The 14,476-nt window shown below is 34.7% G+C and carries 14 protein-coding genes; 7 read left to right on the forward strand and 7 right to left on the reverse strand.

Features of this window, described 5'->3' with window-relative positions; genetic code table 11:
• Window positions 1-3: 3 nt before the first annotated feature.
• The 5 genes from H3T54_RS06970 to H3T54_RS06990 form a co-directional block, all read right to left on the reverse strand.
• Window positions 4-459 carry a DUF441 domain-containing protein gene (locus tag H3T54_RS06970; RefSeq protein WP_110448172.1) on the reverse strand — a complete coding sequence of 152 codons (456 nt, stop codon included), beginning with the start codon at window positions 457-459 and terminating at the stop codon, window positions 4-6.
• Window positions 459-1,169: a phosphoribosylaminoimidazolesuccinocarboxamide synthase gene (gene purC / locus H3T54_RS06975; protein ID WP_110448173.1), complete on the reverse strand. Its 711-nt coding sequence runs from the start codon at window positions 1,167-1,169 to the stop codon at window positions 459-461. Before purC ends, H3T54_RS06970 begins: the two co-directional genes overlap by 1 nt.
• 200 nt (window positions 1,170-1,369) lie before the next feature.
• Window positions 1,370-2,140 carry an outer membrane protein assembly factor BamC gene (bamC, locus tag H3T54_RS06980; protein ID WP_198221700.1) on the reverse strand — a complete coding sequence of 257 codons (771 nt, stop codon included), beginning with the start codon at window positions 2,138-2,140 and terminating at the stop codon, window positions 1,370-1,372.
• Between the two features lie 36 nt (window positions 2,141-2,176).
• A complete protein-coding gene (gene dapA, locus H3T54_RS06985; protein ID WP_110448175.1) occupies window positions 2,177-3,055 on the reverse strand; it encodes a 4-hydroxy-tetrahydrodipicolinate synthase in 879 nt (292 codons plus the stop codon).
• Between the two features lie 97 nt (window positions 3,056-3,152).
• Window positions 3,153-3,911 (reverse strand): Nif3-like dinuclear metal center hexameric protein, encoded by a 759-nt coding sequence (locus H3T54_RS06990; protein ID WP_198221708.1) that lies wholly within the window; start codon window positions 3,909-3,911, stop codon window positions 3,153-3,155.
• A 224-nt stretch (window positions 3,912-4,135) separates the two neighbouring features.
• On the opposite strand from H3T54_RS06990, the gene fbp reads away from it, so the two are divergent.
• Window positions 4,136-5,137 (forward strand): class 1 fructose-bisphosphatase, encoded by a 1,002-nt coding sequence (gene fbp / locus H3T54_RS06995; RefSeq protein WP_198199446.1) that lies wholly within the window; start codon window positions 4,136-4,138, stop codon window positions 5,135-5,137.
• A gap of 510 nt (window positions 5,138-5,647) precedes the next feature.
• Window positions 5,648-6,313 (forward strand): ribonuclease T, encoded by a 666-nt coding sequence (gene rnt, locus H3T54_RS07000; RefSeq protein ID WP_294912969.1) that lies wholly within the window; start codon window positions 5,648-5,650, stop codon window positions 6,311-6,313.
• Between the two features lie 82 nt (window positions 6,314-6,395).
• Here the strand turns inward: rnt and H3T54_RS07005 are convergent, their stop codons facing one another.
• Window positions 6,396-6,734 (reverse strand): Grx4 family monothiol glutaredoxin, encoded by a 339-nt coding sequence (locus tag H3T54_RS07005; protein ID WP_198221710.1) that lies wholly within the window; start codon window positions 6,732-6,734, stop codon window positions 6,396-6,398.
• A 428-nt stretch (window positions 6,735-7,162) separates the two neighbouring features.
• Window positions 7,163-8,839, reverse strand: a complete 1,677-nt coding sequence (locus H3T54_RS07010; protein WP_198221712.1) for a hypothetical protein — start codon at window positions 8,837-8,839, stop codon at window positions 7,163-7,165.
• Window positions 8,840-9,392: 553 nt separating this feature from the next.
• Here H3T54_RS07010 and H3T54_RS07015 point away from each other — a divergent pair.
• From H3T54_RS07015 to H3T54_RS07035, 5 genes are read left to right on the forward strand one after another with little or no spacing between them, the layout of a single operon-like run.
• Window positions 9,393-10,568 carry a pyridoxal phosphate-dependent aminotransferase gene (locus H3T54_RS07015; protein WP_198221714.1) on the forward strand — a complete coding sequence of 392 codons (1,176 nt, stop codon included), beginning with the start codon at window positions 9,393-9,395 and terminating at the stop codon, window positions 10,566-10,568.
• The gene (locus H3T54_RS07020; protein WP_198221716.1) at window positions 10,553-11,371 is read left to right on the forward strand and encodes a MetQ/NlpA family ABC transporter substrate-binding protein; all 819 of its coding nucleotides are present in this window, start codon (window positions 10,553-10,555) and stop codon (window positions 11,369-11,371) included. Before H3T54_RS07015 ends, H3T54_RS07020 begins: the two co-directional genes overlap by 16 nt.
• Window positions 11,372-11,373: 2 nt before the next feature.
• A complete protein-coding gene (locus H3T54_RS07025) occupies window positions 11,374-12,393 on the forward strand; it encodes a methionine ABC transporter ATP-binding protein (protein ID WP_198221718.1) in 1,020 nt (339 codons plus the stop codon).
• Window positions 12,393-13,064, forward strand: coding sequence for a methionine ABC transporter permease (locus H3T54_RS07030; RefSeq protein WP_370527352.1), 672 nt, complete (start codon window positions 12,393-12,395; stop codon window positions 13,062-13,064). Before H3T54_RS07025 ends, H3T54_RS07030 begins: the two co-directional genes overlap by 1 nt.
• Before the next feature lie 13 nt (window positions 13,065-13,077).
• Window positions 13,078-14,436, forward strand: coding sequence for an FAD-binding oxidoreductase (locus H3T54_RS07035; protein WP_110448181.1), 1,359 nt, complete (start codon window positions 13,078-13,080; stop codon window positions 14,434-14,436).
• The last annotated feature ends 40 nt before the right edge of the window (window positions 14,437-14,476 follow it).

Raw genomic sequence — 14,476 nt, forward strand, 5'->3', positions numbered from 1 at the left:
CAATTAACTTTTTCCAATTAATAGTGACAATATACCAGCTGCAATTAATGGTCCAACTGGCACACCTTTGAAAAAAGCAACCCCAATCAAGGTACCAATAATTAAACCATTAACAATAGTAGGATGAGCGCCAATTAATGATATCCCTCGAGTACCTAACCATGACACTAAAATACCAACTAAAATGGCTAAAATTGATTGCCAAGAGGTAAATGATTTTAAAATTTCGTTGATTTTTAATGAACCATCAGCCAAAGGAACCATCATTGCTGCAGTTAAGATAACAATACCAATGGTTAAGCCATATTGATTTAAGAACGGAAAATAGCTTGCTAGTGGTGTTAATTTAAATAACAACAGCAACAATACCGCAAAGGTCACTGTGTTATTATGCGTAACATAACACAGTGCAGCTAAACCTAATAAAAGAAAAAAAGAGATATCAAATTGGGCAAACATTAAAGTGGAACACCAATACGTTTGGCAACCTCTTCATAAGCCTCAATGACACCGCCAAGTCCTTGACGGAAGCGATCTTTATCCATTTTTTTCAAGGTTTCTTTTTCCCATAAGCGACAACCATCTGGAGAGAACTCATCACCTAAAGTAATTTCACCCTTGAATAAACCAAACTCTAACTTGTAATCAACCAGAATCAAGCCGGCTTTATCGAACAACTCGGTTAAAACAGCGTTGATTTTAAAGCTAAGTTCCTTCATGGTAGCTAACTGTTCGTCAGTTGCCCAGCCAAATGATTTACAGTGTGACTCATTAACCATTGGGTCATGTAGTGCATCATTTTTTAAGAATAGTTCAAATGTTGGTGGATTAAGGATTTTGCCCTCTTCAACCCCTAAACGCTTAACTAATGAACCAGCTGCACGGTTACGCACCACACATTCAACTGGAACCATATCAAGTTTTTTAACCAGTACTTCATTGTCTGATAATAGGGCTTCAACCTGAGTTGGTATACCTGCTTCACGTAACTTTGTCATAATAAAATAGTTAAATTTATTATTTACCATCCCTTTACGATCTAACTGCTCAATGCGCAGTCCATCAAAGGCCGACGTATCATTACGGAATTCAAGAATCAATAGATCAGGGTTGTCAGTGGTGTAAACAGTTTTTGCTTTACCACGATAAAGCTCAGCCAACTTCTTCATGTTTATAACCTTATATCAAATTGCCAATAAATAATTAAGGAGCTATTCGCCCCTTAATTTCAAATCAAGTATCGTTACCTTATTGTATAATCTTTCATTATTGTATCAATAAAGGTAACCAAAAGTTACTCCACTATTGGGTTAAAATAGCCTTTGTACCGTTTTAACTCGTGTAGATGATAGATTATCGGAACGTTAAATTAGCGATCATTTCTGATGCCATCGCGAATATCATCTTTAAGGTCTTCTTTCAGCGCTTTATTTGGATCTGATTCTTTATCATCTTTTTTATCTTCATCTGTTTTTTCTTTAACCGGTACAGTTCGTAGCGATTCAGGAGCGACATCATCCATTATTTGATTAAATAATCCAACAGTATAACGCTGAACTTCGATCGGTTGTGACATAAGATCTTCATTACCGCGCGTTAATGTATGTAACACAATAGTAATTGTTTCTGTTTCACCTAATATTTGACGTTTAAAAATATATGATACATCGACCGGTTGTTGTTCGTCTCCTCGAGCAATAACAGCATTACCTGTTTTAATGGTATTATTGTCACTTGCAACGATTGAAATATTTTGCTTAGCCAATGTGTTTGGGATACTGTTCCAAACACCACTACTAATCGGTGCGTTAAATGTTACTGTAGCATTGTTATAAATAGCAAATGCCTCATCAACTGTTGTAATCGGCACCGTTGGAGGACGAATGTCAAGATGTTTACCTAATGCACCTTCAATATCACTATTATCAATATAGAAGTCACCGGCTTCAATTGGTACAGAAACCCCTTCTGGAATAACTAACGCTTTTAAGGATGGTGAATTAAGGTAGTCTTCATTACCATCAATCTCTCGTTTATAATTTTGATCACTACTACAGCCAACAAGAAATATAGAAGCAAATGCAGATATAATAGCTATTCTTTTAAAGGCATTGCTTTTTAATACAGTTTTATTCAACATAAATTCCTGCTTATAAATTAAGGGTTATAGTCAATATTACAGTAAATTAGCATCTTTTAATGCTTGCTCAACTACCGGAATGGCTGAATCACTTAATGGTACTAATGGTAAACGAATTGTTCCATTTGCCATTAAACCTAATCTGGTGCAAGCCCATTTTGCTGGAGTTGGATTAGGTTCAATGAATAAATTTGTATGTAATGCCATTAAAGTATCATTTAAAGCTCGAGCCTGTTGAATTTGATTATTAATTGCCAACTCATAAACCGTCGCTACTTGTTTAGCTGCCACATTAGCAGTAACTGAAATAACACCATTACCCCCTAAAATAATGAAGTCTAAGAAAGTTGCATCATCGCCACTTAATAACTTAAATTCATCACCAACCAATTTACGAGTTTTGTATACACGTGAAAGATCGCCTGTTGCATCCTTCAACGCCACAATATTTTTAATTTCCGCTAATCGACCTACAGTTTCCGGCTTAATATCACTACAGGTTCGACCTGGTACATTATAAAGAATTTGTGGTAATTCGGTATTTTCTGCGATAGCTTTGAAATGTTGGTATAGGCCTTCTTGGGTTGGTTTATTATAATAAGGAGCTACTGTTAAACAGCCTACCACACCAATATTTTCAACTTGACGAGTTAATTCGATCGCTTCTTTAGTAGCATTTGAACCAGTTCCTGCAATAATATCAATACGCCCATCAGAATAATCAATTGTGCGTTTAATAACATCAATATGTTCATGATGATTGAGTGTAGCTGATTCGCCAGTAGTTCCTACTGATACAATAGCAGATGTGCCATTTTCAATATGATATTCGACCAATTTTTTTAAGCTTACATGGTCGACATTTCCTTTCGTATCCATTGGAGTAACAAGTGCGACCAGACTTCCTGTAAACATAAAGCGACCTCTCATATTTTTTGTTTGTCAAAACAACTTAAAGATTAAAAAAACTGCGAATAAGTATGCGATATTTCTTATTTAAATTCAACATTTGTTATGCAGGATTATCAATATCGACAAAAATAATTTCTAAGTCATAGTGATTAGATAACCATTCACCTAATTTTTTGATACCACAACGCTCAGTTGCATGATGACCAGCGGCATAAAAATTAATACCATATTCACGAGCGATATGAATAGTACGTTCCGATACTTCACCGGTAAAAAAGGCATCAATGCCTTGTTGAGCTGCCGATTCAATAAAATCTTGACCACCACCACTACACCATGCCACTCGATTAATTACAGTTGGCGCATTATCACCACAAAACAGCACTGAACGTTGACCATTATGTAATTTTTGTTCAAGTTTTTGTTTAAACTCTAGCGCTGTAAGTGGATTGTTTAAAGTGCCTGTGAATAATAGATCGGTTATGTCTTCACGCATATCAACTGTAATATCCAACATTTGCCCTAGCAATACATTATTACCTAAAACAGGATGACCATCTAATGGCAGATGATAACTATATAAATTAATATCATGTTTGAGTAAGGTTTTCATTCGATGATATTTAATCCCAGTAATAGTTTGTGGTTCATTCTTCCAAAAATAACCATGATGAACCAACACAGCATCAGCATTAAGTTCCACTGCTTTATCTAACAATAATTGACAAGCTGTAACTCCTGTCACAATTTTTTTAACTTCCCATCGTCCTTGAACCTGTAATCCATTTGGTGCATAGTCACGATATCTTGTCACTTGCAATTCATTATTGATGATTTGTTGAAGTTCAAATTGATGCAAAATAACCTCACTTTTTAAATTTAACCCGCTCTATGTATGAAAAACGCAGATGGAATCAAACAATTTGAATTAATTAAACTTTTTTCACACAAAAAACTAACTAACGACTTTCTAATTATAGTCGCTTTCTCAAAATATCTCACGTATATTATCGAAAAATAGATTTCGATTTAACTACTGAAATTTATATTATACAGACATTGATATAAAGGATTTATGAAACAATGAAAACTCTCGGTGAATTTATTATTGAAAAGCAATCGGAATTCCCTCATGCCACTGGGGAATTAACTGCACTTATTTCGGCGATTAAATTAGGTGCTAAGGTTATTAATCGAGATATTAACAAAGCAGGATTAATAGATATTTTAGGCGAAAATGGTTCAGCGAATATTCAAGGTGAAAAACAGATGAAACTTGATGTTTTTGCTAATGAAACGTTAAAAAATGCACTTGAAGCAAGAGGAGTCGTAGCCGGTATAGCATCGGAAGAAGAAAATAATTTGGTTATTTTTGGTAAAGATCGCGCAACGGAAGGAAAATATGTCGTATTAATGGATCCGCTTGATGGTTCATCAAATATTGATGTAAACGTATCAGTCGGGACAATTTTTTCAATTTATCATAGAATTACCAAAATAGGATCCCCTATTTCAGAACAAGATTTTTTGCAACCTGGTTATAAACAAGTAGCTGCTGGTTATATTATTTACGGCTCATCGACTATGTTAGTTTATACTACAGGTTGTGGTGTACATGCTTTTACTTATGACCCTTCATTGGGCGTTTTTTGCTTATCTCATGAAAATGTCCGTTTCCCAAAACAAGCAACTACTTATTCGATTAATGAAGGTTACTATTCTAAATTTCCTACCGGAGTCAAAAAATATATCAAGTATTGCCAAGAAGATGATGATAAAACACATCGCCCTTACACTTCACGTTATATCGGTTCATTAGTATCTGATTTTCATCGAAACTTATTAAAAGGTGGTATTTATATCTATCCTAATACAGCTCAGTATCCTAAAGGTAAAATCCGTTTGTTATATGAAGCAAATCCAATGGCATTTTTAGCAGAACAAGCTGGAGGAAAAGCAACTAACGGATACCAACGAATTTTAGATATAGAACCAGAGCAATTACATCAACGCACTCCATTTTTTGTAGGTATGAAATCAATGGTGGATGACGCCGATCGTTTTATGGCCGAATATAAAGATTAATATATAGATGAATGATAAATTAACTTATTATTCATCATAGTATTTAATTAATTTATCTAACATATTGAAATTTATGGTTAATTTATTATAGTTTTAATTATTTCACTGAATCATAATTATTATTTATGAAACAATGGGTTTAAAAAACTTGAACTTTACTCGATTTCATAAAAAATTAATAATTTTCACATGATGACTAATTATGATTCAAAGCTAAAAAACCTTACCAGCTATGTTGCAACATGTTTAATGGACATAAACTCAAAACAGATCTTCAATATCTAGCAATTATTATCCATTACTTAACCTACTAAGCGAGGTATTTTATTACCCCATAAATAAAAAATAACATAAGCAATCTAGGCAAAACTTTCTTCCTAAAACGTATTAAGTTTCTTACAATTCAATGTTTAATCTAAGTAAACAGTTAAAAATTACGATTAATCTAGTCGAAATAAGCAAAAACTGGCATAATAGCCAACAATTTTTGCCAAAGTAAGACAATGCATTGTGCCAAACGCCAAATTATGTGAACGCTTTCGTGGTTTCTATCCTGTTGTAATTGATATTGAAACATCAGGGTTTGATCCTAATCAAAATGCAATTTTAGAAATTGCAGCTATTACATTGAAAATGGATGAAGAGGGCTTTTTAGCACCAGATGAAACGCTACAATTCAATGTAAAACCTTTTGAAAATGCAATTTTGGAGCCGACAGCTTTAGCATTTAATGGAATTGATCCTGATAATCCGTTACGTGATGCAGTTGATGAAAAAATCGCATTAGAAGCGATATTTAAACTTGTGAGGAATGGTATTAAGGCCAATGACTGTACCCGAGCAGTTATTGTGGCTCATAATGCTCATTTCGACCATAGTTTTTTAATGGCTACATCTGAACGAGCAGGCATCAAACGCAATCCTTTTCATCCTTTTGCTACCTTTGACACAGCTTCGCTTAGTGGATTAGTGTTTGGTCAGACCGTCCTTGCTAAAGCGTGTGAAGCAGCTGAAATGCCATTCGATCATAAACAAGCCCATAGTGCCTTATATGATACCGAAAAAACAGCCATTTTATTTTGTGAAATTGTTAATCGCTTTAAACGACTTGGTGGTTGGCCATTATCAAATAACGATCATCATGCAAAAGAAGTAATTGAGCAGCAATTAGATTGAAAAAAACGAAGTCAAAACTTTAAATAAAAAAGAGAGTCGCAAGCTCTCTTTTTTACATCCTGCTTTTTTTAAATACTAAATATTATGATTTATGTTTCTCGGCTATTTGTTTGATCAAAGTCTGTAATTCACCAGTTTGAAACATTTCTAACATAATGTCACAACCACCCACTAATTCACCTTCAACCCAAAGTTGCGGAAAGGTTGGCCAGTTAGCATATTTTGGTAATTCAGCTCGAATATCGGGATTTTGTAAAATGTCCACATAGGCAAAAGGTACACCACATTGTGATAATACTTGGACCGCTTGTGCCGAAAATCCACAACTTGGCAATTTTGGTGATCCTTTCATATAAAGAATAATCGGATTTTCAGCAATTTGCTTTTTAATTTTATCAAGTGTGGTTAATTCAGTTGTCATTAGGTTGATTCCTTAATATGTCATAACAATAAAGCTACTATTTTAACGTAGAAAAAGGTCAAGTTATACAGATTTATTTGTTTACTTGAAGAGAAAAATATATATCGAATAACATTCTTTTAAGTTATTAAGCCACTCTAAATTATTTGGATTGTGTATTTTAATTACTTATGCCAACAAAACGATTATGCTTATGAAGTATTTTGACATAAATTTTTATTAATAAACATTCATATTAATAAATTAACCTCATTTATACTATATTTATTATCTTGCTCAAAAGTAAGACTAAGATGCAATACAGTCTCCCTTCCGATTGTGGTAATCTCTAAAATAACCATGTATATGCTCATCAAGTGCATTTACATTAAACAAATATTATTCAAAATAACCATAGAAGATAGACTATTTTTCCATCATCTATTTTTTTATGGCGAAACGCAAACTGCTCGGTTATCTCCGCTATAATGTCCATAGTAAAAAACTCGGCCATATGCAGAATTGGTTACTAAGGGACGTCCATTATACCTTGAGCTTCTATTCTCCATATTATTGGCTGTTAAATACCAATAACTATCCCAATCACTTTCTGAATAACCATGGCAAGCACCAATAAAGCTATCAATTACGTTACTTCCGTTCACCAAACAGCCCCATTCATTAAAGATTCCCCCCATCCAACGATCTCCATCTTGATAGCTTAATTGACGCTTATAAGAACGATAGTAAGACTCTAAACCACCATCTGAAATTCCTCCAGTCCAACCTTCCGCTCTATCATTGGCAGTGGTTAATTCGTTCACTTCAGGTAAATGATAATTACCTAAACTACGACAATAATTTTTTGCTTGCTCCTGATATGATAATATTACAGAGTTATCTCTTATTCTTTCGTTGCCATACGTTACTCCTGGTTGGACAATATACCAACGCATTAACTTAAACTCATATAATAAATTACGTTTACTTCTATCTGCATACAATCTAAATGTTACAGGTCTAAAACTTTTATCAGCTGAATTATAACGTGGTCCAACAAGTTGAACCTTCAAAGCGGGCTCTACCACACCATAAGGCCTTGTTGACGCTGGTCCTCTAAAAGTATGCTCCCATTTTTCAGTCGTGCCAGCACTCAGTAATAAACTAACATTTCCCCCTTCTACCGCACTTACCGTTCTACCATTAACCGCTAACGCTTCTTCTGGAGTAATACCTGAAAGTACCATATAAAAATACAATCCATGAGAACCTGTACTCGGGAAATTATTTCGCATCATTGAATCTTGACCTTGATAATCACCATCGTTATTTAACTTCATTACCTGATAACCTCTAGCGGCTCGAGGACCATTAAGTGGCCCTACTACCTCCCATAAATCACCAAACTCAAAGACAGCTGATGACGCTGATAGAGCGTCAGGGACTAAATTAGGTTGTACATTACATACTGATGCTGCGGAAGCACTAGGTTGGAAATAATAAGTATGACTATCACTACTAATAAAACTAGCTTTAGGTTCACCATAGGTTGTATTTAATTCATTATCACTGACACTGATTGTTAATCGATATGGTCCATGGCAAGCATTAATCACAGAATCTGGATCACTACGAACTGCTTCAGTAATATTGGTATAAGAATTAAAAGAATTCTCTCTCTCAACTGTTCTATTTCGAACAGCCCAAACAACACTAATTTCACCTGTTGCGGTTACTGTAATATCACCATTGCTATCATCAAAACCATCGCCATCATCATCATAAAAGTAATTAAAAGGTGGCCTTGCTAAATCATTAAAATCTATTTTGGGATAATAAACGTTTCCTTGCGAAGGTAGAGGAACATGGGTTTTAATATTAGAGTAACGCTCATCTAAATTTGGTAAAATTATTGGATTGGTGGAGCTTGAAGTATCTTGAGTCGGCTTAATTACCGTTCCATCTGATAAGGTTATGCTTAATAGATCTTCGGCTCCTTCAACTTTTGTTTGTCCTCCATCTATGCTTAAATAAGGAGCGGAGCCATGAATAACACTATTAGTAACAACCGACAAAGCCTGACTAGATAAAGGAAATGAAAAAATAATTACAGGCGTTAAAGTCACAAAAGACTTCATCTGAAAAAACAGGCTTGATAAATCCCTTAAAAAAGAAATGAAAGATAAACTACAACGAAATGATAAACTTTGCCTGCAATAACTATAAGAATTAAAATTATAGGTTAGGCATGTTTGGTGTTTGGTGTTTGGTGTTGTAAATTATAATGCATTTCGACAATCCTGTCAATTAAATTTATGATTAATTTAATTTTTATCTAAATTTATTCGTTTAAATAACTAATAAATGATCAATAATCCCACCTAAAATTATAGAGATAAAAAAAAACCATACAACACTTTTTTGTTGTTTAATATGTTAATGTTTTGTAAATATTATTAATAAGTTACACTAAAAAAAACATTCGATACTATAACCTTCTTTTCCTTAATTTTTTCACTTAAAAAATTGCTTTTCTCAAAAATCTTAAAAGATCTAATATTTTCCCTCTATTTAGTTATAAGAAAAAAATATAACTATATATAAATATATTATTTAACAGCTAAATTAAGTTTTTATATTATAATCACTTGCTTCATAATTTTAATAAATAAAAAAACAATGCATAAATTAGCCAATCGACTCGATCACTTTTCTGATTCAGTTATCCGTCGGATGACTCGGATCGCTAATCAATATCAAGCAATCAATTTATCTCAAGGGTTTCCTGATTTTGACCCACCTAAACCTTTAATTGATGCATTAAAACAAGCTGCGGATGATGGTCCTCATCAATATGAAATTACGTGGGGTTCAGCTGAATTTCGACGTTTGTTAGCTAAAAAACAACAAAAATTAATGAATATTGATATCAATCCAGATGAAAATGTGCTGGTAACATGTGGTAGTACCGAAGCAATGATGTGTGCGGTAATGACGGTCTGTAATCCGAAAGATAAGGTTATTATCTTTTCACCTTTTTACGAAAACTACGGGGCAGACGCGATTCTATCCGATGCTACCCCAATTTATGTACCGCTAATTCCACCAACATTCGAATTTGATAAGCAACAACTTCGACAAGCTTTTGAACAAGGAGCTAAAGCTTTAATTTTATGTAATCCTAGCAATCCTTGTGGCAAGGTATTTACCAAAGCAGAACTTGACTATATTAGTCAACTAGCTATCGAGTTTGATGCTTACATTATTACCGATGAAGTTTATGAGCATATGGTTTACGCACCACATCAACATCTCTATTTGGCTAGTTTTCCTAATATGAAAGAGCGAACAATTTGCTGTAGCTCACTATCAAAAACCTATTCGATAACTGGTTGGCGACTTGGATATATTATTGCTGATAAGAAAATTATTGACGGTTGTAAGATGATTCATGATTTTCTTACCGTTGGTGCTGCAGCACCATTGCAAAAAGCAGCTTGTGCAGGATTAGCCTTAGGTGAAGATTATTACCAACAGTTAACCCAAACCTATACTGATAAACGGCGTTTATTTTTAAAGGGATTAGATGACATAGGACTTACTTATTATGAACCTCAAGGTGCTTATTATGTCTTAGTTGATATTTCAGAGATTAATCCTTTTAATACTGATTTTGAATTTTGTGAATGGATAATCAGAGAGGTTGGTGTAGCTGCCGTACCAGGCTCCGCCTTTTTTAAAGGCCCTGAATATCGTTATATTCGCTTCCATTTCGCAAAACAAGAACCAACGCTAATTGCAGCTTTAGAAAGATTATCCAAACTCAAGGAAAAATTATCATGTTTAAAAAACTAATTGTGGCTAGTTTAGCTATTTTATCGTCTGTAATTGTCTTAACTGGTTGTGACAATGCTAAAAAAGAAAATCAAATTACGGTAGGTGTTGCCGCTGGGCCATATGGTGATATGTTTAAACAAGCTATCGCACCAGGTCTAGAAAAGAAAGGTTATCAAGTAGAAATTCGTGAATTTAGCGATTATGTTCAACCAAACTTAGCACTAGCCAATAAAGAAATTGATGTTAATTTGTTTCAACATTTAACTTACCTTAATAATTTTAAACAAGCACGCAATTTAGATATCACTGCTGTCGGCTTTGTACCAACTGCTGGCGCTGGAATTTATTCAAATAAAATTACTGATTTTTCACAGTTAAAACAGGGTGATCAAGTCACGATAGCTAACGACGTAACTAATGAAGCTCGGGCATTACGCATTTTAGAAGCCGCTGGATTAATTAAGCTCGATCCAAATGTAGATAAAAATAATCTCACCCCTAACAACGTAATCGAAAATCGTTATGGATTAAATATTGTACCAATTGAAGCACCACAAACACCACGTTCTTTAGATAGCGCTGTATTATCAGTAGTTAATGGCAATTATGCGATTGGTGCAGGGTTAGATCTTTCAAAAGCGCTTTATCAAGAGGTATTAGATAAAGATCTCAAAAATGTTATTGCGATTCGCAGTGAATCTAAAGATAAATTAGGCAAAGACATTATCGACGTACTTAAATCACCAGAATTTGCTCAAGTGATTAATGATAAAAATGGTATTTTCTATACCTTCCAAAAACCAGATTATCAGTTATTTTAATTATGCAAACTAGCCCATTAATTCAGGTAAAAGATGTTTCGGTACGATTCGAAGCAAATCAGCAAGTGATTGAAGCCGTAAAAAAGGTCTCATTTGATGTTAATCAAGGCGAGATCTTCGGTATTATAGGATCGAGCGGCGCAGGCAAAAGTACATTAGTAAGAACGCTTAATCGGCTTGCAGATCCCTCTTCTGGACAAATCATTATCAATGGTGTTGACATAAAAACCTTGCGCGGTCGTCAACTGCAAGCATTTCGTTTTCAAGTTGGGATGATTTTTCAAAACTTTAATTTGGCGTCATCGAAAACTGTCTATGAAAATATTGCATTTGTGCTTAAAGCTGCCGGAAAAAAAGGAGATGCAGTAAAAAATAGAGTCGCCGAATTACTTAATTTAGTTGGGTTAAGCGATAAGGCTAATGCCTACCCTGCCGAACTCAGTGGTGGGCAAAAACAACGAGTTGGCATTGCTAGAGCGCTTGCCAATGATGCTAAAATTCTATTATGTGACGAAGCGACGAGTGCATTAGATCCAACTACCACTAGCGCAATACTTGATTTATTAAAAGAGCTTAATCAAAAATTTGCATTGACCATAGTACTAATTACTCATGAAATTGATGTGGTTAAAAAGATCTGTCATCGAATTGCGGTAATGTCACAAGGCGAAATAGTGGAAATGAACACTACATTTAACCTTTTTGCCGGACCTAAACAGCCCTTCACGCAAAAATTTCTCAATATTGATGAAAACACTCATTTACCAGATATCATCAAACAAAATGCCAAAGGTAAATTAGTACGTTTACGTTATATTAACGAAAATACTACCCAACCAATACTATATCAATCAGCAATTGAAACGCAAGTGGCATTCAATATTTTGCATGGTTTTATAGAGTATTTTGATAACCAAGCGTTAGGTAATTTAGTGATCGAAATTATTGGGGAAACAGATAATATTCAAAATCTGATAACAAAATTAGAGCAGCAAGAAGTTATTATTGAGGAAATAAATTAATGATAAAGCTCACCATTGCCGAAATGGCGCAAATGTTATGGCAAGCAGCTTACGAAACATTTATCATGGTAAGTTGGTCATTATTAGCTGGTTTGGTATTCGGCACACTCATAGGTTTATTGCTGTTTTTAATGTCAAATCAGTTTTTTTTCAAAAACAGAATTATTAATAGTATCGCTAATTTTATCATCAATGCCACTCGTTCAATTCCTTTTTTGATTTTAATGGTTACCGTACTACCTTTGGGTGCGTTACTCGTCGGCACGACTGTAGGCCCTAAAGCGGTAATTTTTCCTCTTTCACTTGCAGCTATCGCATTTTATGCTAGGTTAGCTGAAAATGCATTTAGTCAAATAGATAAAGGGGTGATAGAAGCAGCAGTAGCAAGTGGTGCATCGCATATCCGCATTATATTCGGTATATTATTTCCAGAAGCGATGGCACAATTGATTCGACACGTAACGGTTACCACCATTTCGCTTATTAGTTTTAGCTCAATGGCTGGGGTTGTTGGCGGTGGTGGTATTGGTGATTTAGCCATTCGTTATGGGTATCAACGCTATGTAACCGAAATCCTCATTTTATGTATTATTATTCTTATTTTTATTGTGATGGTGATTCAATACCTTGGTGACAAGTTAGCCAACCACTTCGATAAAAGTTATAAATAGTCGGTAATCCAGCATGAACAAACTCACAGACATTATTACAGATCCTAAACGTATCATTGCAAAAAATGCGATCCCACCATCACATTTAACTGATGGTTTAAAATTAAAATATGGCTATGCCGATATATTAGTCTACCCCAAAACAACAGCAGAAGTAGCTGCGATTGTTAAATACGCTAATACCAATAATCTTAATATTACCACTCGTGGTGCTGGTACTAACTTAGTCGGCTCGACTATTCCTAATGGCGGTATTATTCTTGATTTATCCTTAATGAATCATATTGTGGAACTGGACAAGCAAACATTCACCGTTACCGTACAATCGGGTATTTTACTGCAAGACCTACAACAGTTTGTTGAAAAACATGACCTTTTTTATCCGCCTGATCCGGGCGCTAAAAATGCCACCATTGGCGGAAATATTAGTACTAATGCTGGTGGTATGCGAGCAGTAAAATATGGTGTGACTCGAGATTATGTGCAAGCAATTGAAGTTGTAATGGCTAATGGTAGTGTGTTAAATATTGGTAGTAAAAATGTTAAAGACAACACTGGACTAGCCTTAAAACATCTCTTTATTGGCAGTGAAGGTACCTTAGGTATCATCACGCAATGTACTTTAAAACTGATAGCTAAACCAAAAGTATCACAAACATTTATTGTTGGTTTTAATACTATTGAACAAGCCATTAGTAGTATTACCACCGTGCTACATACCCTTACGCCGACTGCATTGGAGTTTGTTGAACGTAAAGTCGCACAATGGGGCGAACGGTATTCTGGTTTTAAATTCCCGCTACCAAATAGCCAAGCTTATCTAATTATTATGCTTGATGGTTCCGATCTACAAACCATTGAACAACTACGCAAACTGCTATTAACTAATTTAGGCGATTGTGACTATTTTGTTGCCGAAGATAATAATCAAACTAATCAAATCTGGACGATTCGAGGTTCGTTAGTACGTGCAGTTGAAGCAATAACAGAACAAGATCCAATCGATATAGTGGTACCAATAAATCGCATTAGCGATTTCATTAATTTCACCAAACAACTAGAAACACAAACCCACATGCGTATGTTAGCCTTTGGTCACGCTGGCGATGGTAACATTCATCTATGCATTTTACGTGATAATCGTGATGACAAACAATGGCAATCTGATCTGCAAAATGTTCACCAAGCGCTTTATCAAAAATGTCTTGAATTAGGAGGATTGCCTTCTGCGGAACATGGCATCGGAACGGCGAAAGTAAGTTATTACAATGCTGCAATTCCTGAAGCAAATCGCCAATTAATGCGTACAATTAAACAACAGTTTGATCCTAAAAATTTACTGAATAATCAAGTTTATATGACTGTAGTTTAAGTTTACTAATATTAATATTCTGACAATTTATATTAGATGT

The sequence above is a fragment of the Gilliamella sp. B14384G10 genome, from assembly GCF_016101685.1.
Taxonomy (GTDB): Bacteria; Pseudomonadota; Gammaproteobacteria; order Enterobacterales; family Orbaceae; genus Gilliamella; species Gilliamella apis_A.